The following is a 26,369-nucleotide window of genomic DNA, read 5'->3' on the forward strand; positions in this document are numbered from 1 at the left end:
AGGTGTTCGGTGGTCACGGATGCGGCGCCGTGGGCATGGCACGCAGGTACCGGTCGGTCTGTTCGAACGCCGAACCGTAGCGCTGCGGGTCCGCGGTGTTGTCGATCGCAGCCCAGCGGGCGGCGATCCCGGCGGCGGTGCGCTCGTTCTCGGGGACGAACACCGGCGCCGACTCGACCATGCGGGAGACGGCGAAGACGCCGCCGCCCGCCCCGAGGATCACGCCGTTCGGCGCCTCCTCGGACACCAGGAAGAGGACACCGGGGGAGATGGACTCCGGGGTGACCAATGCCGCCTTGTCCGGTTCGATGAGCCCCTCGGTCATCTGCGTGGCCGCGGTGGGGGCGAGGGCGTTGACCCGGATCCCCTTGGGGGCGCCCTCGATCGCGAGCACGTTCATGAGCCCGACGAGCGCGGACTTGGCCGCGCCGTAGTTCGCCTGGCCGAAGTTGCCGTAGATGCCGGACACGGAGGTGGTCATCACGATGCGGCCGTAACCGGCATCCACCATGTGCGGCCAGACGGCGTGCGTGCAGTGGACGGAGCCCATGAGGTGCACGTCCAGCACTGTTCGGAAGTCGGCGAGGTCGGACTTGCCGAAGCTGCGGTCGCGCAGGATCCCGGCGTTGTTGACCAGGATGTCGATCCGGCCCCAGCGCTCGACGGTGGCGGCCGTCATCGCCCGGACGGCGGCCTCGTCGGTGATGTCGGTCGTGTCCGCGACGGCTGTGGCGCCCCTGGCGGTGATCGCCTCGGCGACGGCGCGGGCACCGTCACCGATGTCGTTGACCACCACCCGCGCTCCCGCGCGGGCAAGGGCCTCCGCGTGGGCGCGGCCGAGGCCGCCGCCGGCACCGGTGACGATCGCCACCCTGCCTTCGAAGTCGATCATGTGAGTCGTTCCTCTCGTCGAGTCGCCCGGGCGAGGCCCGCGGGCCGGGTGGTGAGGGCCGTCACGACCACCGCGCCGAGCAGGGCGGGGATCGCGAACGCGGTGACCTGCCAGGCGTACCCGGCTCCCAGCCCGATGATCCAGGCGCCGTAGGTGGGCCCGGCGATGGCTCCCAGTCGGCCGACGCCGAGGGCGAGGCCGACGCCCGCCGACCGGCAGGAGGCGGGGTAGTGCGCGGCGACGTAGGCGTTGAGCAGGATCTGCGTGCCGGTGGTTCCCGCGCCGGCCACCAGGACCAGCGCGTAGGCGATCGAGGTGGGCGGTTGGACGGCCAGGATCAGCAGTGCCGCACCGGCACCCACGAAGAACACCGAGGTCACCCGTCCGATGCCGAACCGGTCGGCGAGGGCGCCGCCGGCCAGCGTGCCCACGAGCGCGCCGACGTTGAGGATCAGCAGGAAGGACAGGGCCTTGGCCAGGCCGTAACCCGCGTTCTGCATGAGCTTCGGCAACCAGGCAGCGACCCCGAACACCAGCAGCAGGCACAGCGCCATCGCGACCCAGAAGCCGACCGTCGCGCGCACCCCGCCCAGTCGGAAGACCGCGGAGACGTTCGCCATGGGGCCGGTGCTGTGGCCGTTCGCGGACTCACCCGACTCGCGCGGGAAGGCGCGCCAGAGGAGCGGGAGGAGCACCAGCGCGGGGATCGCGCCGGCCCAGAACATGGCCCGGAAACCGAACGCGGGCACCAACCACAGCGAGAGGGCGCCCGCGAGGATCCCACCCACGCAGGTCCCCGCGAACCCGACGGTGACCATCCGGTTGCGGAGCGCGGGCGGTGTGAACTCCACGATCGCCGCGGCGGCGGTGGGCATGAGCATGCCCGCGCCGAGGCCGATGAGGAACCGGCCCGCCGCGAACAGCGCGTACTCCGGGGCGAGGGCGCAGACCACCATCGCCGCCGTGAACACGGTCACCGCTCCGAGCAGGGTGTTCCGGCGCCCGATACGGTCGCCGACGAACGCCGCGGCCAGGGCGCCGACGAGCATGCCGAGCGGTGCGATCGAGCCGAGCCAGCCGACCTGATCGACGGTCAGACCCCACGCCCGGTACTTCAGCAGCGACGGGACGACCAGCCCGAACATGAGAATGTCGTAGCCCTCGAGGACCAGCGCGAACAGGCACAGGGCCGTGACGATCCGGGTCCTCATGCGCCGAACCGTTCCGCCAGCCAGCCGCCGATCTCCGCCGCCGCGAGGCTCGCGCCGGTGGGTGCGCCCGCACGGATCGGTCCGCCGAAGTGGGTGCCCGCGACGCGGCGGTGCTCCTTGTCGGAGCTGCCGAGCGCGGCGACCATCGCCGTCGCGTCGGCCGGGAAGCAAGCGGCGTCGCCGGTCAGCTCGACGAACAGCGTCGGGGCGTGCACCCCCGGCGCGCAGCGCAGGAAGTCGGCGTTGGTGGTGTTCGCGGACCACGTGGACATCCACGCGTCCGGGGTCACCAGGCGCCCGAAGCCGACGAGCCCGTAGTTCGTGAGGTCGGGGCGGCGGCCGAACAACGATCCGTAGGGCCGCTCGTTCGAGTCGAGCGACAGGTCGACGAAGCGCAGGTCCGCGTCGGTGCGGTAGACGGTGAGCACCCGGGGCGCGAGCGATGCCCGACGGTCCGCGGGGTCCTGCGAGGCCTTGAACCGGGCGCGGGCATCGTCGGCGAGGACGACGCGCGTCCGCGCCTCGGCGTCGATCCGCGCGATGCGCTCGGCCTGCGCCGCTCGGTAGCTGCTGACGAACTCGGGCGAGTAGGAGGACGATTCGCCCGGCGTCGCGAAACCGTTGGCCGGGGAGTACGGATCGAGCTCCGGCACCACGGACAGCGGATCGGACTCGTCCGCGACGGACGGATCGATCAGGCGCTGCAGCAGCGCGCCCTGCCCCGGGTGGGGCGCCATGAAGACGGCGGCGTCGGGCACGGGCATGTCCGCCGCCGACAGGTCGACGGGCCGTCCCGACGGTGCCCGGCGCAGCCGCTGCTCGGGCGCGAGCCCCGCCTGCTGGTGGTAGAACGCGTACAGGGTGCCGCCGCCGGAGTGGCCGAGCGTCGCCAGGTTCTCGAAGCCCCGCTCGCGCAGGAAGACCTGGCCGGCGGCGGCGTCGAGAAGGGCCTGCTCGTGGATCAGGCTCAGGTCGTTGTTCGTCGACCGGGTGCCCTGGGTCCAGACCGCGAAGCCGCGGGCCAGCAGCTCGGGCACCAGCACGTGGTGGCTGAGGTCCTGCCGGGGGTGCATCAGGGAGACGACGGTGTTCGCCCCGGGGAGGGTGCGCAGGAGGCCGTGGACCTTGGCCCCGTCGGCCGTGGCGAGCTCGTGTGCCGTGGTGATGGTGCCGGCGGGGATCTCCGCCGATTCGATGTAGCGGCCGGCACCGAGCCGCGCGTCGGCGGCGGGCGTGCTCACCGCTGCTCCAGGCGCATGGCGTCCTTGTCCCACTGCGTGATCCGCGCGTCGAGCAGGCCCGCCACGCTGCTGTACCAGACGGCGTGACGGCAGCCGGTGGCCCGGCGATCGATGACGATCGGCCCGGGGGCACTGACCTTGAAGTAGGGACCGACCCGTTCGACCGTGACGGTATCGGCCGTGGCCGCGACCTCCACCACGGGGCGGTTCTCGGGGACGTCGAGGACGAGGACGGAGATCATCGCGCCGTCACCTCCTGCGTGGCCGCGGCGACGGGCTGCTCGGACTGCCACCTCTCGGCGCGCTCGACGATCAGCTCGGCCTTGCGGACGAGCAGGGCGTCCATGGACGGGTTCGGGCCGGAGACGACGTCCACGAGGGCGTCGATGGTGATGGTGGCGTCGAGATCCTCCTGCGGCGTCACGGGACGCATCGCGCGGGTGATCTCGATCATGTAGCCGTTGGGATCGTGGGTGTAGATCGACTCGATGGTCTCGTGCTGGATCTGCATCTCGACGGGCCAGTCGCTGGCGTCGAGGCGGCGGCGGTACTCCATCAGGTGCTCCTCGCTCTCCACGTGGATGGCGAGGTGGCGGCTGCGGATGAACCAGATCGGCACGTCCTCGGCGAACTTCGAGTACGCATCGCCCTGCGGCCCACCGTCGAACTCCTCGAGCCCGAAGTAGTAGAAGAAGGCGAGCCGGTCCTCGTTGCCGATGTCGAAGAAGAAGTGGATGAAGTCGGGGTGCTGGTCCGGGCCCCAGCCCGCGGCACAGATCGAGTGCACGACGGGGAAGCCGAGCGTGTCGCGGTAGAAGCGGACGGTGCCGGCGGGGTCGAAGGTCGGGTAGGCGACGTGATCGACGCCCTGGACCAGGTGCTGTGAATCGGACATGCTGTCCTCCTTGTCGATTTCGGGTGTTCGGATGGATCCGGCGGTCAGGCCGGGGTGGAGTCGACGTCGGCGCGCAGCAGACTGCCCGCGCCCTCGATGACGGCGGTCAGGCCGAGGCTGCGCAGCACGCTGTAGGCGCCCGCGGTGGCGGCGGACAGCACGGGGATGCCGAACTCGTCCTCGGCGGGCTGCACGAGGTCGAGCGAGGGCATCTGCACGCAGCAGCTGAGCACCAGGGCGTCGGCGCCGCTGAGATCCAGGGATCGCGCGGCCTTCATGACGCGATCGCCCGGGATGCAGCCGACCTCGTTGTTGTCGGCGACCTCGAGGGCCCGCCAGTCGACGACCTCGATGCCCTCGGCCTCGATGTACTCGACGACCTGCTGGGCGAGCGGCAACATGTACGGCATCACCAGCGCGACCCGCTTGGCGTCCAGGGCGCGCAGCCCCTCGACCAGGGCGCCGGCGCTCGAGCGGATGCGGGCCTGCGAACCGCCCGCCGCCAGCTGCTCGGCGACCGCGGATTCGACCCGCTGATGCTCGCCCGGCCCGCCGACCATGATCGCGACGAGGCAGGCGTACATGATGACCTCGGGCGAGGCGTCCGCGATCTCCATGACACAGCGTTCGCGCTGGGCGTTCATCGCGGCGAGGCCCTCGGGCGAGACCGTGTGCATCCGCATGCGGGTCGAGTGGAACGAGAAGTCCGAGATCGGGTGCCGGCCGAGGATCCTCGGCAGTTCGGTCTCGACGGTGACGTTGCTGCTCGGTACGACGAGTCCGATCCGATGGGTGCTCATGGAGGTCCTTCCAGGGTCGATAATTATCTTGCGACTACGACGAGTATTCGACGTTGACGTCGGAGAGTCAAGGCGCGGTGAGATTTTTCAGTGATTTCCGCCACCCTCTTGACTTTCTCTGCGTGAGCGTCAAATAATCGTCGTGACAGTCAATGAAGTGATCCCGGTCACTGCGGGAGCCCGGCCGAAGGAGAGTCAGTACTCATGGCATATGTAATCGGTGTGGACGTCGGTGGAACGTTCACGGACGCCGTCCTCGACGACGGCAACGGCATGGTCGTGGCGGGCAAGGCGCCGTCGACTCCTCCCGACTACTCGGGCGGCGTCATGGACGTGCTCGAGACGCTCGCGGAGCAGCTGGGTCAGTCGGTCGAGGAGATGCTCGCCAACACGCACCACATCGCGCACGGCACCACCTCGTCGCTCAACGCACTGGTGATGAACAAGGTGCCGGACATCGGCTTCATCACCACCAAGGGTCACCGCGACTCGATCTACATCATGAACGTCGAGGGCCGCTACCTCGGGCGTGCGCCCGAGGAGCTGCAGGACCCGATCGGGCAGAGCAAGTCCCACGGCCTCGTCCGCAAGCGCCACGCGATGGAGGTCACCGAACGCGTCGACCGCGACGGCCGGGTCGTCGTCCCGCTCAACGAGGACGAGGTCCGCGAGGCCGTCCGCACCCTCGTGGCCGACGGCATCACCGCGATCGCCGTCTCCCTGCTCTGGTCCTTCCGCAACGACGCGCACGAGAAGCGCATCCGCGAGATCGCCCACGAGGTCGACCCGACCCTGTTCGTCGCGATCTCCAGCGAGGTCTCGCCGCGCATCCGCGAGTTCGCCCGCAACGCGACCACCATCATGAGCACGCAGATCGGCCCCGGTCTGCGGGACTACCTGGGCGAGCTGGAGGGCAAGCTGCGCGAGAAGAAGCTCGCCGGCCCGCTCCTGGTCATGCAGAGCAACGGCGGCGCGGTCGCCGCCGCCGAGGCCCCGGGCAATGCGATCTCGACGGTCGGCTCGGTCCTCACCGGAGGTGTCGTCGGCGCGGTCTCGCTCGGCCAGCAGCTCGGCCACCGCAACATCATCGCGACGGACGCCGGCGGCACCACCTTCCTGGCCGGCCTCGTCGTCGACGGCGAGCCGGTCCGGTCGTCGAACACGATCATCAACCACCACCCGATCAACGTGCCCACCCTCGAGGTGCACGCGATCGGCTCGGGCGGCGGCGCGATCGCGTGGATCGACGCCGGCGGCAACCTGCAGATCGGCCCGCACAGCGCCCAGGCCGTGCCCGGCCCCGCGTGCTACGGCGCCGGTGGCACCGAACCCACCAACACCGACGCGAACCTCGTTCTCGGCATCATCCCCGAGCGCGGTCTGCTCGGCGGTCGCCGCGCACTGGACGTGAGCCTCGCCCGCGAGGCCATCCGCGTCCGCATCGCCGAGCCGCTGGGCCTGTCGATCGAGGACGCGGCCGCCGCGATCTACGAGGTGCAGAACGCCCAGACCGGCGACCTGCTGCGTAAGACCGTGGTCGAGGCCGGCCACGACCCCCGCGACTTCATCGTCTACGCCTTCGGCGGTTCCGGCCCCGCGCACTGCGGCCTCTACGCGCAGGAGATCGGTGCCACCGATGTGGTGGTCCCGCTCGGCCAGGTGGCCTCCGCGTTCTCGGCGTACGGCCTGGCCTCGTCGGACATCGTGCTCGCCAAGGAGATGTCGGACCCCGCGGCACTCCCGCTGGACCCGCAGCGCGTCCAGCAGAATTTCGAGCAGCTCGAGGAGCAGGTGCGGGCGATGCTCGACCGCCAGGGCCTGAACTTCTCCTCGATCGAGATCGAGCGCGAGATCGACATGCGCTACTCGATGCAGCTCGCCGAGGTCGCGACCCCGATCCCCGGCGGCGATCTCACCGCCCAGGACCTGGCCGAGGCCTCCGACAGATTCGAGGCCAAGTACGCCGACCTCTACGGCGCCGGTTCCGGCTTCCGCGAGGCGGGCATCCAGGCGATCACCTACCGCGTGCGCGGCACGGGCGTCCTGCCCTTCTCGCCCACCCTGCCGCCGATGGAGCGGGCCGCTTCGGCCGACGCGTCCGAGGCGCTGACCGGAACCCGCAAGGTCTGCCTCGGCGCGACCCGCGGTTACGTGGACACCGACATCTACGACTACACCAAGCTCCGCGCCGGCCACGTGCTCCGCGGTCCCGCGGTGATCGAGGTGCCGACCACCACCGTCGTCGTTCCGCACGACACCACCGGAACCATCGATGAGCTCGGCAACCTGCACATCGCCGTGGACCGGCCCGCCGCCATCGTCACCGACCCCGCCGACGCCCTCGTGCGCGCCTGATTCCCCAAGGAGAACCACCATGACCGCACCGATCCCCGGCTCGGAGATCTTCTCCAGCCGCCCCCTCGACCCCGAGGCCCTCGGCCGCGCCGTCGGCGCGCACGTCGAGCTGCACACCGTCACCCAGGAGCAGATCGACGCCGTCGACCCGCTCACCTACGAGGTCATCCGCCACCGCCTGTGGTCGGTCACCGACGAGATGGGTGAGGCGCTCAAGCGCATGTCGGGCTCGCCGATCGTCACCGACGCCAACGACTTCGACTTCGCCGTGAGCGACGAGGTCGGCCAGGAGGTCCAGGTGGGCCTCTACAACACCATGCTGGTCGGCGCCGTCGACCTCGCGATCTACTGGACCCTGCAGCACCGCGCCGACAACCCCGGCATCGCCGACGGCGACATGTTCCTCTGCAACGACCCGTGGGTCGGTGGCGGCCTGCACCAGAGCGACGTGATCGTCTACCAGCCGGTCTTCCACGAGGGCAAGCTCTTCGCGTGGACCAGCGCCATCTGCCACGAGCCCGACCTCGGTGGCTCGGGCCTCGGCTCGTTCGACCCGTCCGCCAAGGACGTCTTCTCCGAGTCGCTGCCGACGCCGCCCATCAAGGTCGTCCGCGATCATCAGCTGCAGCGCGACGTGGCCGACGCCTGGACCCGGCGCTCGCGCGTCCCGATGCTCGTGGGCCTGGACCTGCGCGCCAAGATCGGCGCGAACACCGTCGGCCGCAACCGCCTCCTCGCGGTGATCGAGCAGTACGGCGCCGACACCGTCAAGGCCGTCATGAAGCGCATGATGAACGACGCCGAGTCCCGCCTGCGCACCAAGCTCGAGGGGCTGCCCAACGGCACCTGGAAGGCCACCGGCTACCAGGACCAGGCGTCCGCGGGCGACCGTGGGCTGCACAAGATCACGGTCGCGATGACCAAGGCCGATGACAAGCTGGTCTTCGACTTCACCGGCACGGATCCGCAGACCGGCGTCATCAACTGCACCTACGCGGGCATGCGCGGTGGCGTGATGCTGGCCCTGCTGCCGATCCTCGCGGGCGACATCCCGTGGTCCGCCGGCGGTCTCATGCGCTGCTTCGACCTGGTCTCGGAGGCGGGCACGATCAACAACGCGACCTTCCCGGCCGCCGTCAGTCGCGGCCCGATCGGCCCCGCGTGGCTCACCGGCAACCTCATCGCCGAGTGCCTGGCCCAGATGCTGGACCAGAACATCGAGCTGGGTAAGAACGTGCAGGCCTCGTGCTGCGGGACGTGGGACACCGCGGTCGTGGCCGGCCTCGACGAGCGCGGCGAGCAGCCGGTGCCCTTCCTCAACATCATGATGGAGCCGATGGCCGGCGGCTACGGTGCGCGTCCGGTCGCCGACGGCATGGACACGGGTGGCCTGTTCTGCATCCCGATGGGCCGCATCCCCGATACGGAGATGACCGAGTTCCTGTACCCGCTGCTGACCCTGTGGCGCCGCGAGGAGCCCGACTCCGGCGGCCCCGGCCGCATGCGCGGCGGCGTCAGCGCCTCCCTCGCGGTCACTCCGTACGGCTCGAGCGTCCCGATGGGGCTCGTCTTCGCCTCCGCCGGAAAGGCCGTGGCGCAGAACGGCGGCCTCGCGGGCGGTCTGCCCGGCAACACCGGCCTGGAGATCCTGGCGCGCGACTCGCGCATCCAGGAGTTGCTCACCGCGGGCGAGCTGCCCGGCGGGCTGGCGGACCTGGGCGGTACCCAGGAGACCGGCGCCTGCTACGCCGAGAGCTACCTCGCCCCGGGCGAGGTGCTGTACATGCACTGGCAGGGCGGCGGCGGTTACGGCGACCCGCTGCGCCGCGAGCCGGCGTCGGTGGCGCGGGACGTGGTGAACGGCAAGGTCACTGACGACGGTGCCCGGGTCAACTACGGCGTCGTCGTCACCGACGGCGAGGTTGACGAGGCCGCCACCGCCACGCTGCGCGCCTCCATGCTCGACGAGCGGCGCGACCGCTCCGAGGTGCCGGAGTCGCAGGACGCCACCGTCGACCTGCGGGCCGCGCGCCGCATCGACGACAACCTGGCCGAGGTCGCCATCGGTGACGCCCGCGTCATCGCGTGCGCCCACTGCGGTCGCCTGCTCGGCGACACCAAGTCCGGCAAGCTGTCGCTGGCCCGCTACGAGGGACCGTCGAGCGCCGCCGGGCCGCAGGTGACCTCCGATCCGTCGGAGTACGTCGACACCGAGGTCGTCTTCCGCCAACAGTGCTGCCCCGGATGCTGGTCGGCCGTCTACTCGGGCATCGTCCCGGCGGACCACCCCGACCACGTGGGCGAGCTGACCGAGCTGCTGCTCGCCGCGCCGACCCGCTGATCACGACCCACGAGACGAGGTGAATCGATGACACCGCACGACTGGGACGGCCGGCTCGTCCGGTACCCCGCCGAGCGGGCCGCCCGCTACCGCGCGAGCGGAGCGTGGAGCGAACAGCCCACCACCGCCCGCCTGCACGAATCCGCACTCGCGCACGCGGACCGGATCGCACTCGTCACCGACGAGGCGACCTACACCTACCGCGAGCTCGACGAGCGGACCGATCGCATCGCGGCCGGCCTGGCCGCGCTGGGACTGCGACCGCGCGATCCGGTGATCTTCCAGGTGAACAACCGGGGCGCGACGATCCTGGCCTGGTACGGCGTGCTCAAGGCGGGGCTCATCCCCGTCGCGACCCTCTCGCAGCACCGACGGCACGAGATCGGTCACATCAGCGAGAAGGTCGGTGCGGTCGCACATCTCGTCGAGACGGGGCTGTCGTTCGATCTCGTGGGCTTCGCCCGCGAGATCGGCGACGGCCACCCCACGCTCCGCCACATCCTCACGATCGGAGCGCCGGAGGGGCAGCCCGGCACGGTGCGGATCGAGGACCTCGGTACTCGGATCGACGCCGTCGAGGCGCGCGCCCTGGTCGAGTCCATCGAGGCGGGGATCGCGCCGGAGGACGTCGCCGTCTTCCAGCTCTCGGGTGGGACCACCGGTGTGCCCAAGGTGATCCCGCGGATCCACGCCGAGTACTGGAACAACGGCCGGTACTACGCCGGGACCTTCGGGTGGACCGAGGAGAGCCGGATCGCGCACCTGATCCCGGTGATCCACAACGCGGGGATCTCGTGCGCCCTGCACGCCGCCCACTCGGTCGGCGCGACGCTCGTGCTCGGCACTCCCGACGCGGTCGCGTCGTTCCCTCTGCTCGAACGCAGCGGCGTCACCGACGTCCTCATCGGGCACGGGCACTACCAGCCCGCCGGTTCCACGGCCTTCGACCCGGTCCTGAAGACGGTGCGCCGCACCGTCCTCTCCGGGGCGAAGGTCCCGCCGGACCTGTTCGCCAAGCTCGACGACGGTGACCGGCACTGGGCGGGACAGATGTTCGGCATGTCGGAGGGAATGTTCATCGTGACGCCGCTCGACGCGCCGGAGGCGGCGCGCCGGGCCACCGTCGGCCTGCCCATCGCGCCGGACGACGAGATCGCGATCCTCGACCCCAACAGTGAGGAGCCCGTCGCCACCGGCGAGGTCGGCGAACTCTGCTGCCGTGGCCCGTACACCATCCCCGGCTACTTCGGCGCGCCCGAGCACAACGCCACCGCGTTCACCGCGGACGGCTTCTACCGGACCGGCGATCTCGCGGCGCTGCACGAGTTCGACGGCCGGCGGTACGTGGCCATCGAGGGCCGGATCAAGGACCTCATCAACCGCGGCGGCGAGAAGGTCAACGCCGAGGAGGTCGAACTCCTGCTGCTGCGGCACGAGGGGATCGCCGCCGCAGCGGTCGTCGCGATGCCCGACGAGCGACTGGGCGAGAAGGCCTGCGCCTTCGTCGTCGCCGCATCCGGCGCCGAGCTGACGATGGCCGAGGTCCAGGAGCACATGGACGGCCTCGGCGTCGCGAAGTACAAGTGGCCCGAACGGCTGGTCTGGGTGTCCGCGCTGCCGCAGACCAATGTCGGCAAGGTCAACAAGAAGGTCATGCGCGCGGACATCATCGAGCGGCTGGAATCCGAGGCGCGAGAAGGAGAACGGACATGAAACTCACCACCATCGCGGTCCTCGGGGGCGGCCCCGGCGGCCTCTACGCCGCCCGGCTGCTGAAACTGAGCCACCCGGATGCCGAGGTCACGGTCTACGAGCAAGGGGAGGCCGACAAGACCTTCGGCTTCGGCGTCGGACTCGCCTCGCGGACCCAGCGCAACCTGCGGGAGGCCGACGAGGCCTCGCTCACCGCGATCGTCGACGCCGCGCACCCGCACGAGATGTCGATGCGGGTGGGCGACGACGCGGTCCGGCTCGCGCACGGCGAGCTGCTGGGCATCGGGCGGGCCACCCTCCTGACGGTGCTGCAGCGATTCGCCCAGGAGGCGGGGGTCGTCATGAGGTTCGGCGAACGGCGATCCGCCGCGGACCTCGACGCCGACCTGATCGTCGCGGCGGACGGCATCTCCAGCGCCACGCGCTCGGAGCACGAGGCCGAGTTCGGCCCGTCCGTCGTCTTCGGTGACGGGCTGTACCTCTGGGCCGGCACCGACTACCAGCTGCCCGCCGCGGTGTTCACCCCCGTGACCACCGAGTACGGCACCTTCGTGGCGCACGCCTACCCGTACGCCGAGGATCGCAGCACCTTCCTCATCGAGACCGACGAGGAGACCTGGAAGCGTGCGGGATTCGACGTGACCACCGAGCAGACGCCGAACACCGAGAACGACGAGGTCTCCCTGACGTTCCTCGAGGAGGCCTTCCGCGAGTCGCTCGACGGGCACCACCTCATCGGCAACCGCACCAAGTGGACGCGGTTCCGGACGGTGCGCTGCGCGAACTGGCACGCCGGGAACATCGTCCTGCTCGGGGACTCCGCCCACACCGCGCACTACTCCATCGGCTCGGGTACCAAGCTGGCGATGGAGGACGCGATCGCCCTGGACAGGGCGCTGCTCGCCGCGGACGACCTCGAATCGGCCCTGACCGCCTACGAAGAGGAGCGCCGGCCCGCAGTGCACTACCTGCAGACGATCGCGGAGCGGTCGATGGCCTGGTGGGACGACTTCCCGGAGCGGACGTCGATTCCGGTGGCGCAGTTGCTCATCGCGTACGTGACGCGTGCGGGCAAGGTCTCGCTGGAGCGGTTCGCTGCGACCGCACCGCAGGTGGTCCCGGCGGGGCTCGCGGCGTACGCCGGGGTCACCGTCGACGAGGTCCCCGGGCCCGCGGAGGTGACGGAATGGGTCCTCGCTCAGCCCCTGTCGGCGCGGAGCCTGCCCACCCGCACGGCCCCGGCGGAGCTCCGCGACGCGCCCGGCACCGTCGAGATCAGCACGCAGGTCCGGCCCTGGAGCGCCGAGGCGACGGCCCTCGTCGAAGGGCTGAGCGCCGCCGAGACCTACTGGCTGGTGGGCGCGGACGACCGCGAGGCGGTCCTGGACCGGCTCGACCTGGCGGAGCGGATCCGGCGTTCGACCCCTGCGGTCGTGGTGGCGGAGGTCCCCGCCGCGCTGCGTGACGTCGCGGCGGCCGCGCTGGTCAGCGAGCGTGTCGACCTCGTTGCGATCGGCAGCTGAGGTCTAGGGTTGGGTCCCATGGCCACGGAGAAGGCAGCAGCGCCCGCGCCTGAGGTGAATGCGGAGCCCGCGCCGGCGAAGCGGCGCGGGCGGCCCAGCGTGCGGCGGGAGCTGGTCGAGCGGGAGATCAAGGAGAACGCCGCGCGGCTCTTCGCCGAGCGCGGCGTCGCCGGGACCACGCTGCAGGACATCGCCGACGCGACCGGGCTGACCCGGCAGGCGGTGTACCACTACGTCGCCAACAAGGACGAGCTGTTCGCCCAGCTCGTCAGCGAGGTGGCTGCGGAGCCCGCGCAGCTGCTCCGCGAGATCAACGCGATCGAGGAGCTCGACCCGGCGACGAAGCTGAACAGGATGGCGGAGTCGATCGCGCTCAACCAGATGGCCTCGCCCGATCGGTTCCGGCTTCTCATCCGTTCGGAGGCCGACCTGCCGGAGAGCCTCGCGGACGGCTACCGCACCAGCCGTCGCCAGGTTCTGCGGGAGTTGACCGCCGTGATCGACGCAGGCGTATCGGCGGGTGCGTTCCGGGACGTCGACGCCCGTACCGCCGCCCTCGGTGTCATCGGCATGCTCAACTGGATCGCCTGGTGGTACCGCGACGGCGACGACCGCGCCGCGATCGCCGCGCAGCTCGCCGAGATGGCGGTGCGGTCGCTGCGCAGCGCGGAGGCGCCCCGCGAGGGCGAGGCCGGTCCGCTCGGTGCGATCGAGGACCTGCGCCGGAACCTCGACCGGCTCGAGCGCATGGTGCGTTCCGCGGACGGATGACGCGAGTTCAGCGGTGCGCGACGATCGAGGTGAGCTGCCGGCCCCAGAAGTCGATGACGTGCTCGCGCCGCTCGGCATCGTCGGAGAGCAGGTCGGCGAGGCCGAGCCCGCGGGCCAGGTCGAGCGTCGCCTGTACCGCCCGGCGGGCCTCGTCGTCGTCGCGGTCGACCTCGAGCAGGCGCATCGCGAGGGAGAAGACCTCGCGGGAGTGCCGGTTCTCGAAGGGCAGCATGCGCTCTCGCAAGGCCTCGTCGCTGGCGGCCGCGGTCCACACGTGCAGCGCCGCCTTGAACAGGTCGTCGGTGTAGTACTCGACGATCAGGCGCGCCACGGCGTACGGCCGTTCGGGGCCCTCCGGCACCGCCGCGCCCGCCGCCGCGACGTGCGCGAGGCGCTGCTCGCCCATGTACTCGAGCGCGGCGCTGATCAGGTCCTCCCGGGTGGGGAAGTGGTGCTGCGCCGCGCCGCGCGACACGCCCGCCTGGCGGGCGACGCTGCCGACAGTGGTCGCGACCCAGCCGCGGGTGGCCAGGGACGCGATCGTGGTCTCCAACAACCGCTGCCGGGTCTCCCGGCTGCGGGACTGCTGGGGCGCCCGGATGGGCGGACGGAGGGGTGCCATTGCCGACCAGTCTATTCCGACGGTGCCGGTTCGGCCCAGCTCGGCGCGCGCTTCTGCAGGAACGCGGTGATCCCCTCGACCGACTCGGTCGATCCGAACAGCCGCGCGGACTGCTCGCCGAGCGCGTCGGCCCGCTCGTCGAACGAGCGGAGGACGTCGTGCCACAGGATCTGCTTCGTCTCCCGCAGGCCCTGCGGGCTGCACAGCTGCAGCTCGGCCAGCTGCTCCGCGACGGCCGCCGCGGGATCGTCGACGGCGGCGGTGATCAGGCCGTACCCGGCGGCGTGCGCACCGTCGAACTTCCGGCCCGTGAGCAGGAGGGTCGACGCGACGCGGGAGGGCAGGTGCGGCAGCAGTACCAGCGAGACCATCGCCGGCGCGACGCCGATCCGCGTCTCGGTCACCGCGAACGACGCCGCCGGGCCGGCGAAGACGAAGTCGCACGAGCCGATGAGGCCGAAACCGCCGGCGCGCACGTGGCCGTCGACCTGGGCGATCACCGGCTTCGGGCACTCGATGATGCCGCGCATGGCGCCGATCATCGCGAGGGTGCGCGACTTCGGGTCCGAGCCGGCCCCGTTCGCCGCGGCCTCCTTGAGATCCGCACCGGCGCAGAAGGTCGTGCCGGTGTGGGTGAGCACCACCGCGCGGGCGGCGTCGTCGGCTGCCGCGCGTTCCAGCCCCGCGCTGAGGTCGGCGAGCAGGCGCTGCGAGATCGCGTTGCGGTTGTGCGGGCTGTCGATCGTGAGATAGGCCGCGCCGCCGCGGGTCTCGTACCGCACCAGGGGATCGCCGGAGGGCTCCGTCATCGCCCGACTCCTAATAGCTCTTGGGCAGGCCGAGCGAATGCTCGGAGATGAAGTTGAGCACCATCTCCCGGCTCACCGGCGCGATGCGGAACAGCCGCGACGCCACCAGCATCTGCGCCAGCCCGTACTCGGTGGTCAGGCCGTTGCCGCCGAGCGAGTGGATCGCGCGGTCGACGGCCTTCGCGCCGGCCTCGCCGCCCGCGAACTTGGCCATGTTCGCGGCCTCCGCCGCGGCGAACTCCTCGCCGGCGTCGTAGAGCGTCGCGGCCTTCTGCAGCATGAGCTTCGCGAGCTCCGTCTCGACCTTGAGCTCCGCCAGCGGGTGGGCGATCGCCTGATGGGCGCCGATCGGGACCTTGAACACGGTGCGCTGCTTGGCGTAGTCCACCGCGCGGCCGATCGCGTAGCGGGCCGAGCCCACCGAGCCGGCGGCGGCCATGATCCGCTCCGGGTTCAGCCCCGCGAAGAGCTGGGCGATGGCCGCGTCGGGCTCGCCGACGAGCGCGTCGGCAGGCAGCCGCACGTCGTCGAAGAACAGCGTCCACTGCGACTCCGGCAGGCCCACCTCCATCGGGATCTTCGTCTTCTGCAGACCGGGGGAGTCGGTGGGCATGAGGAACAGCGCGGGGCGCAGCTTGCCGGTCTTGGCGTCCTCGCTGCGCGAGACCACGAGGATCACGTCGGCCAGCTCGATGCCGGAGATGAAGGTCTTCTGGCCCGAGATGATCCAGTCGTCGCCGTCCCGCCGGGCGGTGGTCGTGATCCGGTGACTGTTGCTGCCCGCGTCCGGCTCGGTGATCGCGAAGGCGGCGATCGTCTCGCCGGAGGCGATGCCCGGCAGCCAGCGCTGCTTCTGCTCCTCGGTGCCGAACCGGGAGATGATGGTGCCGTTGATCGCCGGGGACACGACGAGCATGAGTAGCGACGAGCCGACTGCGGCCAGCTCCTCGCCGACGATGCCCAGTTCGTACATGCCGGCACCGCCGCCGCCGTACTGCTCGGCGATGTTCACGCCGATCAGGCCGAGATCGCCCGCGGCCTTCCACAGTTCAGTGGGTCCCTCGCCAGCGGCGATCTTCTCGCGCATGTACTCGGGGCCGAACTGCTTGCCCAGGTCCGAGACCGTCTTGCGGAGCGCCTGGCGCTCCTCGGACTCGATGACGTCCATGGAAATGCTCATGTGGTGCTACTCCGAATCTTCCAGCACGGCGACGACGGCGCCGGCATCGATGTTCTGGCCCACCTCGACCGGGATCGAGGCGATGACTCCGTCGGTGGGGGCGGAGATCGCGTGCTCCATCTTCATGGCCTCCATCCACAGCACCGGCTGTCCGGCGGTGACGGAATCGCCCTCCTGCGCGCCGATCCGGGTGACGACTCCCGGCATCGGGGCGAGCAGGGAGCCCGCCGCGGCGGCGGCATCCGCGGAGGGCAGCCGATTCACGAGCGTCAGTGTCGCCGCCCCGCGGGCGGTCTCCACCTCGACGACGGTGCGGTCGCCGGGGTACGGCGTGACGGTGACGGTGCGCCGCAGTCCGTCCCGCTCGACGGCGACGCGCGCGCTCACACCGTCGTCGGTGACGGTCGCGACCTGCCCACTGTCCGCGGCGAATTCCTGTTCGTCGGCGGTGCGGAACTCGGGCGCCAGGGTGCGCGAGCCGATGTTGCGCCAGCCGGGCGCGACGTGCGGTAGCGGGCTCGCGGCCGCCTCCCGTCGGTCCAGGACAGCGCCCGCCGCGCTCGCGGCCTCTGCCAGCTCCGCCTCGTCCAGCAGGGGCGCCGCGAGGCGCTCGAGCCGGTCGCCGGTGAGGAAGTCGGTGGCGAAGTCACCGGCCTTGAAGTCCGCGTCCGCGAGGATCCGGACCAGCAGGTCGCGGTTGGTGGTCAGGCCGTGGATCGTCGCCTTCCGCAGCGCCGCCTCGGTGATGGCGAGCGCCTGCGCGCGGGTCGGGGCGTAGCCGATCACCTTGGCGAGCATCGGGTCGTAGAAGACCTCGACGACGCTCCCCGTGGGCGCGAGCGCGCTGTCCAGGCGGATGCCGGGCCGGTCCGGGCCGGCGAACTCGCTGATCGTGCCGGGCACCTCGAAGCGGTGCACGACGCCCGCGGCGGGGCGCCAGTCGTTCGCGGGGTCCTCGGCGTACAGGCGCGCCTCGATCGCCCACCCGCGGGGCGCGGGCGGCTCAGCGGACGGCAGCGGCAGGCCCGCTGCGACGTCGAACTGCAGGCCCACGAGGTCGAGGCCGGTGGTGGCCTCGGTGACCGGATGCTCCACCTGCAGGCGGGTGTTCACCTCGAGGAAGAAGAACTCGCCGGCGTCGGTGGCGAGGAACTCGACGGTGCCCGCGCCCGTGTAGCCGATGGCCTTCGCCGCGTTGGCGGCCGCGTCGTACAGGGCGGTCCGCATGGCCGGGTGCCGCTCCACGAGGGGCGACGGTGCCTCCTCGAGCACCTTCTGGTGGCGGCGCTGGATCGAGCACTCGCGCTCGCCCACGGCCCACACCGTGCCCTGGGAGTCGGCCATCACCTGGACCTCGATGTGGCGGCCGCGCTCGAGGTAGCGCTCGCAGAAGACGGTGCCGTCGCCGAAGGCGGACTTCGCCTCCCGCTCCGCGGCCGCGAGGTTCTCCTCGAGCTCGCTGCGGGTGCGGACGACGCGCATGCCGCGCCCGCCGCCGCCCGCGGACGCCTTGACGAGGACGGGGAAGTCGCTGTCGGTCACCTGGTCCGGGGTGAGGTTCGTGAGCATGGGCACGCCCGCCTCGGCGAGCCGGGCCTTCGCCGCGACCTTGGAGCCCATCGCGGTGATCGCCTCGGGCGACGGGCCGATCCAGACGATGCCCGCGGCCTGCACTGCAGCCGCGAAGTCGGCGTTCTCGGAGAGGAAGCCGTAGCCGGGGTGGATGGCCTGCGCGCCGGTGGCCTTCGCCGCGGCGATGATCTTCTCGCCCTGCAGGTAGGTATCGGCGGGGGACTCGCCGGGTAGGCGCACGGCCTCGTCGGCCTCGGCGACGTGCGGCGCGCTCGCATCCGGGTCGGAGTAGACCGCCACGGCGCGCAGTCCGCGGGCGTGGGCCGCGGCGATCACGCGGCGGGCGATCTCGCCGCGGTTGGCGACGAGGACGGAATCGAAAGTGCTGTCAGTCATCTCTTCACTCACATCCGGAAGACGCCGAAGGCGTCGGTGCCGTTGACGGGGCCGTTGTGGATGGCGGAGAGGGCCATCCCGAGCACGGTGCGGGTGTCGCGCGGGTCGATGATGCCGTCGTCGTAGAGCATCCCGGACATGAAGGCCGGCAGGGACTCCTTGTCGATCTGCGTCTCGATGGCGGTACGCATGCCGTCGACGAAGGCGGGGTCCATGGCCTGGCCGCGGGACGCGGCGGAGGCCGCGGCGACCTCGGTGACCACGTCCGCGAGCTGCTTGGCGCCCATGACCGCGGAACGCGCACTCGGCCAGGAGAACAGGAAGCGCGGGTTGAACGCGCGGCCGGCCATGCCGTAGTGCCCCGCGCCGTAGGAGGCGCCGGCGATCAGCGACAGGTGCGGCACCTCGGAGTTGGAGACCGCGTTGATCATCATCGAGCCGTGCTTGATCATGCCGCCGCGCTCGTACTCGGCGCCCACCATGTAGCCGGTGGTGTTGTGGATGAACAGCAGCGGCGTGTCGTACCGGTTCGCCAGCTGGATGAACTGCGTCGCCTTCTGCGCCTCCTCGGAGAACAGGACGCCGCGAGCATTGGCGAGGATGCCGATGGGGTAGCCGTGCAGGTTCGCCCAGCCCGTGGTGAGCGAGCCGCCGTAGAGCGGCTTGAACTCGTCGTAGTCGGAGTCGTCCACGATGTGGGCGATGATCTCGCGCGGGTCGAACGGGATCTTCAGGTCGTCCGGGACGATGTCGAGCAGGCCCTCGGCGTCGTAGCGCGGCGGCTTGACCAGACTCGACGGTGCCGTGCCCTGCTTGCGCCAGTTGAGCCGCTTGACGATGGAGCGGGCGATGCGGGCGGCGTCCAGTTCGTCGTTCGCCAGGTAGTCACCGAGGCCCGAGGTGCGCGAGTGCATTTCGGCGCCGCCGAGGGTCTCGTCGTCGGAGATCTCCCCGGTGGCCGCCTTCACCAGGGGAGGGCCGGCCAGGAAGACCTTGGAGCGCTCCTTGATCATCACGACGTGGTCGCTCATGCCGGGGATGTACGCGCCGCCCGCGGTGGAGTTGCCGTAGACCACGGAGATGGTGGGGATCCCCGCCTTGGACAGCTGCGTGAGATTGCGGAACATCGCGCCGCCGGGGACGAAGACCTCCTTCTGGGTGGGGAGGTCGGCGCCGCCGGACTCGACCAGCGAGACCACGGGAAGGCGGTTCTCGCGGGCGATGTCGTTGAGGCGCAGCGACTTGCGCAGGGTCCACGGGTTGGAGGTGCCGCCCTTGACGGTGGGGTCGTTGGCCACGACCATCACCTCGACGCCCTCGACCACGCCGATGCCCCCGACGAGGGAGGCGCCCACCTGGAAGTCGCTGCCCCACGCGGCGAGCGGCATGAGCTCGAGGAAGGGCGACGCGGGATCGAGCACGCTGTCGATCCGCTCGCGGGCGGTGAGCTTGCCCCGCTTGCGGTGTCGCTCGACGTACTTCTCGCCGCCGCCGGCGAGGGCCTTGTCGAACTCGGTCGTGAGGTCGGCGAGTTTGCCGAGCATCGTCTCGCGGTAGCCGGCCGCATCGGGCGACGGGGTGCTGCGGAGCACCGTCATGAGGGGAGTCCTTTGCCGTGGGAGGTGTCGGAGTGGGTGCCTGGGTGGTGGATCACTTGTAGCCGAGGCGGTTCGCGGCCAGCGTGGTGAGGATCTGCGTGGTGCCGCCGCCGATGCCGAGGATGCGGACGTCGCGGTAGTGCCGCGAGACCTCGTACTCGGCCATGTAGCCGTGGCCGCCGAACAGCTGCACGGCCTCGTTCGCGACCCACTCGGCCGTCTCGACGGCGGTGTTCTTCGCGAAACACGCCTGGGGAACCAGCTCGGCGGCAGCGGCGGCGCCGCGCATCGGATCAGTGGCGGACCCATCGATTCCCAGTGCGTCGGTGTAGAGATCGGCGACGTGCCGGCTGTAGACCCGGGCGACCTCGGTGCGCCTGCGCATTTCGGTGACGGTGTTCTGCACCGCCTGCCGCTTGATCAGCGGCTGCCCGAAGGTCTCGCGGGTGCGCACCCAGTCGAGGGTGAGGTCGAGGCAGCGCTGCGCGTGCGAATAGGCCTGCACCGCGAGGGCGAGCCGCTCGGTGACGAAGGCGGCGCCGATCATGAGGAAGCCGCTGTTCTCGGGGCCGATGAGGTTCTCGGCGGGCACGCGGACGTCGGTGAAGGACAGCTCAGCGGTGTCGGAGGCGAGCCAGCCCATCTTCTTCAGGGGCGAGCTGACCTCGAAGCCGTCCAGGCCCTTGGGGATCACCAGGAGGCTGATGCCGCTCGCGCCCTCGCCGCCGGTGCGGACCGCCGTGACGACCCAGTCGGCGCGCACGCCCGAGGTGATGAAGGTCTTGGCGCCGTTGACGATGTAGTAGTCGCCGTCCCTGCGCGCCGTGGTGGTCAGGTGGCCGAGGTCGGACCCGCCGCCGGGCTCGGTGAGCGCCAGCGAGCTGATCTTCTCGCCCGCCAGGACCGGCGCGACCCACTTCTGCTTCTGTTCCTCGGTGCCCGCGAGGATGATGTGCGGCACCGAGATCCCGCAGGTGAACAGCGAGGCGAACAGGCCGCCGGAGCCGCCGGCCTCGTGCATCGCCTCGCACACGATGAGCGCATCGCGGGGATCGCCCCCGCCGCCGCCCACCGACTCGGGGAACGAGACGCCGAGGAGGCCGAGATCGCCCGCCTTCTTGTGGAGCTCGCGGGGGAGCAGGCCGCCCGCCTCCCAGTCGTCGAGATGGGGCAGGATCTCGCGCTGCGTGAACGCGGTCACCGTGTCGCGGAGCGCGATTCGCTCCTCGGTCTCCCAGAGGCCGGTCATGCGTTGTTCTCCTCGGTGTGGGCGGTGTAGGGCAGCAGGGTGACGGGCAGGTCGACGTAGCGCCCGCGGAGCCACTCGCCGACGCCCTTGGCCTGCGGGTCGAAGCGGAAGCCGTGCGCGACGCCCTTGCCGAGCAGGTCCTCGATGACGAAGTTGAGCGCCCGGAGGTTCGGCAGCTCGTAGCGCCGGACGGGCAGGTCCGCCGCCTCCGGGAGCAGCTCGCGCAGTGCGGCTTCCGTCAGATGTGCGCGGAGCCAGTCGTAGGCCTCGTCGGACTCGGCCCAGACGCCCACGTTCGCGCTGCCGCCCTTGTCGCCGCTGCGGGCGCCGAAGACGGTGCCCAGGGGCACCCGGACGGTGGCGGCACCGTCGGGCGACGGTGCCGTGCCCGGCTGCGAGGGGTCCGCGGGGAGGGCCTGCGTCGCCGCGGGCGGCGCGATGTCGGCGACGGTGCCGTCGGGGCGGTGGGCGCGGTGCGGGACGTCGCCGTTCGGCACGTACACGGCCTGGTACACCCCGTACGGGCCGCCGCTCGACGGTGGGGCCATCGGGGAGGCGCCGGGGTAGGTGGCGAGCGCGAGCTCGACAGCGGCGGCGCTGAAGGCGCGGCCCACCCGATTCGGGTCGCCGTCCCAGGCGATCGCGGTGAGCGTCGCCGACGCGGCGGCCTCCGTCGAGGCGTCCGGATGGTCGGTGCGGGCGAGGCGGAACTGCAGCTCCGACGGTGCCGGCTGCAGCGCGGCGCGCAGCTGCGCCTCGAGCAGCGCGGCCTTGCGTTCGATGTCGATTCCGGTGAGCAGGAAGGCGATCTCGTTGCGGAAGCCGCCCAGGGTGGTGGTGGCGACTTTGGTCGTCGTCGACGGTGCCTCACCCCGGACGCCGGAGACGGTGACCCGGTCGGCGCCGTCCTGGGCCAGGGTCATCGAGTCCAGGCGCAGCGTCACATCGGGATTGGCGTACCGCTGGCCGGTGACCTCGTAGAGCAGCTGCGCGGTGACGGTGCCCACCTCGACCACGCCGCCGGTGCCGGGCTGCTTGGTGATGGCGAAGGAGCCGTCGGACTCGATCTCGGCGATGGGGAAGCCGGGGTGCAGCAGCTGCTCGATCGGGTGGCGGTCGAAGAAGGCGTAGTTGCCGCCGGTGGCCTGGGTGCCGCACTCGATGATGTGGCCCGCGGCCACGGCGCCGGCGAGGGCGTCGAAGTCGGTGCGCTGCCAGCCGAATTCGGCGATCGCGGGGCCGAGGATGACCGAGGCGTCGGTGACGCGGCCGGTGATCACGATGTCGGCGCCCGCGGCCAGGCAGTCGGCGATGCCGAAGGCGCCGAGGTAGGCGTTCGCGGTGACCGCGTTCGGCACCCCGAGCTCGGCGGACCGGGCGATGAGGTCGTCACCGTCGACCCAGCCGACCGTGAGATGGCGGACGGACTCCTCAGCGCTCTCCATCGCCTTCTCGACGGCGGCGGCAAGGCCACCCGGATTCAGGCCGCCCGCGTTGACGACCACCTTGGTGCCGCGCTCGGCGAGCGTGCCGAGGTGCGGGGTCAGGTGGCGCAGGAAGGTCTTGGCGTACCCGAGGTCGGCGTCCTTGAGGCGGTCGCGTCCGAGGATCAGCATGGTGAGCTCGGCGAGGTAGTCGCCGGTGATGTAGTCGACCCGGGGGCCGGCGAGCATCTCGCCGAGCGCGGCGGCGCGGTCGCCGTAGAACCCGGAGACGTTGGCGATGCGGATGGAGCGGGTCATGGAGATGCCTCCTAGTTCGAGGTAGGCGCGCGGCCGGTGCCCGGGGCTCCGGCGAAGCACTGCGCGATGGTGAGCCAGTGGGCGGCGTCCGCGCCGGTGGCGACGAGGTCGGTGTCGGCGACGTTGATGCGCTGGGTCGCGAGGCGGCAGAAGTCCTCCAGCGAGCCGGTCACGCGCTGCGGCGCGTCGCCGGGGCCGAAACAGACCTCCGAGCCGTCGGCCGCGACGAGGAAGACGTCGAAGGGCTCGGCGGGCGGGGTCTCACCGTTGACCGTGTACGCGAAATCGCGGGTCTTGTAGGCGATCTTGGCGACGTGCGGCAGGGCATCGGGCGCGTTCAGCGCGACGCCGGCGGCGTCGGCGATGTCGAGACCGTGCGCCCAGGTCTCCATGAGGCGGGCGTTCGCCATGGTGGCGGGCCGCATGGGCGGGCCGAACCAGGGGAGTTGCGTGCCCGGGTCGGCGGCGCGCAGGGCCGCGGCGAGGGCCGCACGCGAGCGGTCCCAGCGGGCTCGTAGCTCGGGATCGGCGGCGAGCTCGGCGGCGCCGGCGTCGACGAAGCCCATGGGGTCCTTCATGGCCTCCTGCAGGAGCGCGGTGAAGCCCTCCGGATCGGTGGCGGCGACGAGGGAGACCTCGTCGGTCCAGGCCAGGTGCGCGACCTGGTGGGCGACCGTCCAGCCCTCTGCGGGCGTGGGCAGCGTCCAGTCGGGGAGGGCGTCCGCGATCGCGGCGACGGCGGCCGAGGTGGATTCGAGCGCGTCGAACACGGGGGCTGAAGTGGGCACGCCCACACTCTGTCAGCCGCGGCCGAAAAAAACAAGCAGCAATGCTTGTTTACGTTCCGCAGGTCGCGACGGCCTGCTCGACGACCGCAGCCGACGCACGGTCGACCGACAGGCCGTACTCCCGGGCGACGGAGGAGAACTGGCGCGCGTACTGGCAGTGGAAGCGTTCGTTCGCCGGCATCCAACGGCCCGGGGGAGAGTCGCGCTTGTTCTCGTTCGCCGGGCCGTCGACGGCGACCAGGTTGCGGGGGTCGTTCGCGAACGCGGTGCGTTTCGCGTCGTCCCACGACCAGGCGCCCATGTCCCACGCGTAGGCCAGCGCCACGATGTGATCGATCTGCACCTTGGCCGAGGTCTTCGCGCCGCGCTCGAAGCGCATGGTCGTGCCGCTGTACGGATCGACCAGCGTGCCGGTGGCCACGGCGTTCGGGCAGGCCGACGTGCGCACGAAGGTCTTGTCGGTGAGGTCGCGGTCGAGCACGTCGTTGCGGGTGTCGCACCCGTTGTGTCCCAGCTGGGCGGACTGGTCGTCGGTCCACGCCTCGCCGAATGCCGCCCGACGGTACGCCTGCGGTGCCCGCTCCCGTGCGGCGACGATCCGGACCCCCGCCAGCGGCGCACCGTCGGACACCTGCGCCGATGGCGCCGCCGGGCCGGGCGCGGGCTCCGCCGCGGACCGGTCCCGGTACACCCCGACCGCGACGAACAGGGCTGTCGCCGTGACGAGGACGAGCCCGATCCAGGACTGCCTGGACAGGCGGCGGGTCGTTCTCCGGCGGGACACGAGCGCAACCTAGCACCGCGCACCGACAATCCGGCCCCACGTATTCTCGACCCATGAGCACGCCCACCGCCAACGATGCCGCCACCGACGCCGATCTGCAGGCCGCGACCGCTGCGGTGGAGGAGGTGGCGCGCGCCGCGCGCGCGGCGTCGAAGCAGCTGATCACGCTGACCACCGAGCAGAAGAACGCCGCGCTGCACGCCGCGGCCGACGCCCTGCTGGCGAACAAGGACCGGATCCTCGCGGCGAACGCCGAGGACGTGGCGCGGGCCCGCGCGGCCGGCACCGAGGAGTCGCTGATCGACCGGCTCGCCCTCAACGCCGCCCGCGTCGACGGCATCGCCTCCGGCCTGCGGCAGGTCGCCGGCCTGCCGGACCCGATAGGGAACGTGCTGCGCGGATCGACGCTGCCCAACGGCCTCGAACTGCGGCAGGTCGCCGTGCCTCTCGGCGTGGTCGGCATCGTCTACGAGGCGCGGCCGAACGTCACCGTCGACGCCTTCGGGCTCACGCTCAAGTCCGGGAACGCAGTGCTGCTGCGCGGCTCCAGCTCGGCGGCCTCGTCGAACGCGGCCCTCGTCGAGGTCCTGCGCGAGTCGCTGGCATCGTCGGGCATCGTCCCGGACGCCGTCGCGCTGCTCTCGGCCGACTCCCGCGCCAGCGTCACCGCGCTGATCCGCGCCCGCGGTCTCGTCGACGTGGTGATCCCGCGCGGTGGCGCCGGGCTGATCGCGGCGGTCGTGCGCGACGCGACTGTTCCCACCATCGAGACGGGCACGGGCAACTGCCACGTCTACGTGCACGCCTCCGCCGATCTCGACATGGCCGAGCGGATCGTGCTCAACGCCAAGACCCGCCGGCCCAGCGTCTGCAACACCGCCGAGACCGTGCTCGTGGACGCGGCGCTGAAGGACTCGTTCCTGCCCCGCCTGCTCGGCACCTTCCAGGCGGAGGGTGTGATCGTGCACGGCGACGAGGCCGGGATGATCCCCGCGACCGAGACCGACTGGGCGGACGAGTACCTCAGCCTCGACATCGCGGTGAAGATCGTGGACGGCCTGGACGAGGCCGTCGAGCACATCGACCGCTACGGCACCGGGCACACCGAGGCCATCGTCACGGACGACCTCGCCGCCGCCCGCGCGTTCACCACGCGCGTCGACGCCGCGGCGGTCATGGTCAACGCCTCGACGGCGTTCACCGACGGCGAGCAGTTCGGCTTCGGCGCCGAGATCGGCATCTCCACCCAGAAGCTGCACGCCCGCGGCCCGATGGGCCTTCCCGAACTCACCTCCACCAAGTGGATCGCCTGGGGCGACGGGCACGTGCGGCCCCGGTAACGGAAGACCCGCCTGACGGCGGCGGCCGCGAGGGTAGGTTGTCGCCATGGCAATCAACGAATCCCTCGAATTCGACATCGATGCACCGCTCACGCTGGTGCTCGACACCCTGGCGGACGTCGACGCGTTGCCGGACTGGTCCTCCGCGCACAGCAACGTCAAGGTCGTCGAGCGCGACGCGAACGGCCGCCCGAGCGTGGTGGACGCCTCCGTCGGCCTGCTGATGTTCAGCGACAACCTGACCTTCGACTACGTCTTCACCGACGTCAGCTGCAAGTGGGACACCCGCAACGAGGGCACCGCGGTGCGCAGCCAGGGCGGCATCTACGAGCTGTCCCCGAAGGGCGACGACGCGACCCACGTCAAGGTCACCATGTACCTCGATCCCAAGGTCAAGGCGCCCGGCTTCGTGGTCAAGAAGGGCATCAAGCTGGCCATGGACATCATCAAGAACGGCCTGACCAAGGAGGTCATGAAGCGCAAGGCCGCTGCCTGACCGTTCGACCGGGCCACGGCCTCGTACGGCGGAGCCGGACGGCTACATTGT

At 71.2% G+C, this 26,369-nt stretch carries 22 protein-coding genes; 7 read left to right on the forward strand and 15 right to left on the reverse strand.

Going from position 1 to position 26,369, the window contains the following annotated elements; translation table 11 throughout:
- Positions 1-13: 13 nt before the first annotated feature.
- The 6 genes from AXK60_RS15660 to AXK60_RS15685 are packed head-to-tail and all read right to left on the reverse strand — an operon-like array spanning position 14 to position 5,039.
- Positions 14-892 carry an SDR family NAD(P)-dependent oxidoreductase gene (locus AXK60_RS15660; RefSeq protein ID WP_068572350.1) on the reverse strand — a complete coding sequence of 293 codons (879 nt, stop codon included), beginning with the start codon at positions 890-892 and terminating at the stop codon, positions 14-16.
- The gene (locus tag AXK60_RS15665) at positions 889-2,103 is read right to left on the reverse strand and encodes an MFS transporter (RefSeq protein ID WP_068572352.1); all 1,215 of its coding nucleotides are present in this window, start codon (positions 2,101-2,103) and stop codon (positions 889-891) included. The genes AXK60_RS15660 and AXK60_RS15665 overlap by 4 nt, the downstream gene beginning before the upstream one ends.
- Positions 2,100-3,344: an alpha/beta hydrolase gene (locus AXK60_RS15670; RefSeq protein WP_068572354.1), complete on the reverse strand. Its 1,245-nt coding sequence runs from the start codon at positions 3,342-3,344 to the stop codon at positions 2,100-2,102. The genes AXK60_RS15665 and AXK60_RS15670 overlap by 4 nt, the downstream gene beginning before the upstream one ends.
- Positions 3,341-3,586 carry a hypothetical protein gene (locus AXK60_RS15675; RefSeq protein WP_068572356.1) on the reverse strand — a complete coding sequence of 82 codons (246 nt, stop codon included), beginning with the start codon at positions 3,584-3,586 and terminating at the stop codon, positions 3,341-3,343. The genes AXK60_RS15670 and AXK60_RS15675 overlap by 4 nt, the downstream gene beginning before the upstream one ends.
- The gene (locus AXK60_RS15680; protein WP_068572358.1) at positions 3,583-4,239 is read right to left on the reverse strand and encodes a VOC family protein; all 657 of its coding nucleotides are present in this window, start codon (positions 4,237-4,239) and stop codon (positions 3,583-3,585) included. The genes AXK60_RS15675 and AXK60_RS15680 overlap by 4 nt, the downstream gene beginning before the upstream one ends.
- 44 nt (positions 4,240-4,283) lie before the next feature.
- A complete protein-coding gene (locus AXK60_RS15685; RefSeq protein WP_068572360.1) occupies positions 4,284-5,039 on the reverse strand; it encodes a maleate cis-trans isomerase family protein in 756 nt (251 codons plus the stop codon).
- A gap of 204 nt (positions 5,040-5,243) precedes the next feature.
- Between AXK60_RS15685 and AXK60_RS15690 the strand changes: the two genes are divergently transcribed.
- Genes AXK60_RS15690 through AXK60_RS15710 form a run of 5 tightly spaced genes read left to right on the forward strand, consistent with a single transcriptional unit; the run spans position 5,244 to position 13,742 of the window.
- Positions 5,244-7,394 carry a hydantoinase/oxoprolinase family protein gene (locus AXK60_RS15690; RefSeq protein WP_068572362.1) on the forward strand — a complete coding sequence of 717 codons (2,151 nt, stop codon included), beginning with the start codon at positions 5,244-5,246 and terminating at the stop codon, positions 7,392-7,394.
- 19 nt (positions 7,395-7,413) lie between these two features.
- On the forward strand, positions 7,414-9,735 hold the full coding sequence (locus AXK60_RS15695) for a hydantoinase B/oxoprolinase family protein (RefSeq protein WP_068572365.1): 2,322 nt from the start codon (positions 7,414-7,416) through the stop codon (positions 9,733-9,735).
- Between the two features lie 27 nt (positions 9,736-9,762).
- On the forward strand, positions 9,763-11,448 hold the full coding sequence (locus AXK60_RS15700) for a (2,3-dihydroxybenzoyl)adenylate synthase (RefSeq protein ID WP_068572367.1): 1,686 nt from the start codon (positions 9,763-9,765) through the stop codon (positions 11,446-11,448).
- Positions 11,445-12,971: an FAD-dependent monooxygenase gene (locus tag AXK60_RS15705; protein WP_068572369.1), complete on the forward strand. Its 1,527-nt coding sequence runs from the start codon at positions 11,445-11,447 to the stop codon at positions 12,969-12,971. The genes AXK60_RS15700 and AXK60_RS15705 overlap by 4 nt, the downstream gene beginning before the upstream one ends.
- A gap of 18 nt (positions 12,972-12,989) precedes the next feature.
- Positions 12,990-13,742, forward strand: coding sequence for a TetR-type transcription factor C-terminal domain-containing protein (locus AXK60_RS15710; RefSeq protein WP_068572371.1), 753 nt, complete (start codon positions 12,990-12,992; stop codon positions 13,740-13,742).
- Between the two features lie 7 nt (positions 13,743-13,749).
- On the opposite strand, the gene AXK60_RS15715 is transcribed toward AXK60_RS15710, so the two are convergent.
- From AXK60_RS15715 to AXK60_RS15755, 9 genes are read right to left on the reverse strand one after another with little or no spacing between them, the layout of a single operon-like run.
- Positions 13,750-14,364: a TetR/AcrR family transcriptional regulator gene (locus AXK60_RS15715; protein WP_175400039.1), complete on the reverse strand. Its 615-nt coding sequence runs from the start codon at positions 14,362-14,364 to the stop codon at positions 13,750-13,752.
- A gap of 11 nt (positions 14,365-14,375) precedes the next feature.
- Positions 14,376-15,173, reverse strand: a complete 798-nt coding sequence (locus tag AXK60_RS15720; RefSeq protein WP_068572373.1) for an enoyl-CoA hydratase family protein — start codon at positions 15,171-15,173, stop codon at positions 14,376-14,378.
- Between the two features lie 10 nt (positions 15,174-15,183).
- Complete coding sequence (locus AXK60_RS15725) at positions 15,184-16,353, reverse strand: acyl-CoA dehydrogenase family protein (RefSeq protein ID WP_139057989.1); 1,170 nt, start codon at positions 16,351-16,353, stop codon at positions 15,184-15,186.
- A 6-nt stretch (positions 16,354-16,359) separates the two neighbouring features.
- Positions 16,360-18,321, reverse strand: a complete 1,962-nt coding sequence (locus AXK60_RS15730; protein WP_068572377.1) for an ATP-binding protein — start codon at positions 18,319-18,321, stop codon at positions 16,360-16,362.
- A gap of 8 nt (positions 18,322-18,329) precedes the next feature.
- Positions 18,330-19,919: an acyl-CoA carboxylase subunit beta gene (locus AXK60_RS15735; protein ID WP_068572379.1), complete on the reverse strand. Its 1,590-nt coding sequence runs from the start codon at positions 19,917-19,919 to the stop codon at positions 18,330-18,332.
- A gap of 52 nt (positions 19,920-19,971) precedes the next feature.
- Complete coding sequence (locus tag AXK60_RS15740) at positions 19,972-21,168, reverse strand: acyl-CoA dehydrogenase family protein (RefSeq protein WP_068572381.1); 1,197 nt, start codon at positions 21,166-21,168, stop codon at positions 19,972-19,974.
- On the reverse strand, positions 21,165-22,910 hold the full coding sequence (locus AXK60_RS15745; protein ID WP_068572383.1) for an acyclic terpene utilization AtuA family protein: 1,746 nt from the start codon (positions 22,908-22,910) through the stop codon (positions 21,165-21,167). The genes AXK60_RS15740 and AXK60_RS15745 overlap by 4 nt, the downstream gene beginning before the upstream one ends.
- 11 nt (positions 22,911-22,921) lie before the next feature.
- Positions 22,922-23,698 carry a TIGR03084 family metal-binding protein gene (locus tag AXK60_RS15750; RefSeq protein ID WP_068572870.1) on the reverse strand — a complete coding sequence of 259 codons (777 nt, stop codon included), beginning with the start codon at positions 23,696-23,698 and terminating at the stop codon, positions 22,922-22,924.
- 49 nt (positions 23,699-23,747) lie between these two features.
- Complete coding sequence (locus AXK60_RS15755; RefSeq protein WP_068572872.1) at positions 23,748-24,455, reverse strand: HNH endonuclease family protein; 708 nt, start codon at positions 24,453-24,455, stop codon at positions 23,748-23,750.
- A gap of 80 nt (positions 24,456-24,535) precedes the next feature.
- Between AXK60_RS15755 and AXK60_RS15760 the strand changes: the two genes are divergently transcribed.
- Both AXK60_RS15760 and AXK60_RS15765 read left to right on the forward strand, forming a co-directional pair.
- Complete coding sequence (locus AXK60_RS15760) at positions 24,536-25,822, forward strand: glutamate-5-semialdehyde dehydrogenase (RefSeq protein ID WP_068572386.1); 1,287 nt, start codon at positions 24,536-24,538, stop codon at positions 25,820-25,822.
- A 46-nt stretch (positions 25,823-25,868) separates the two neighbouring features.
- On the forward strand, positions 25,869-26,318 hold the full coding sequence (locus AXK60_RS15765) for an SRPBCC family protein (RefSeq protein WP_068572388.1): 450 nt from the start codon (positions 25,869-25,871) through the stop codon (positions 26,316-26,318).
- Positions 26,319-26,369: the final 51 nt, after the last annotated feature.

It is taken from the genome of Tsukamurella pseudospumae (assembly GCF_001575195.1).
GTDB classification, from domain to species: domain Bacteria; phylum Actinomycetota; class Actinomycetes; order Mycobacteriales; family Mycobacteriaceae; genus Tsukamurella; species Tsukamurella pseudospumae.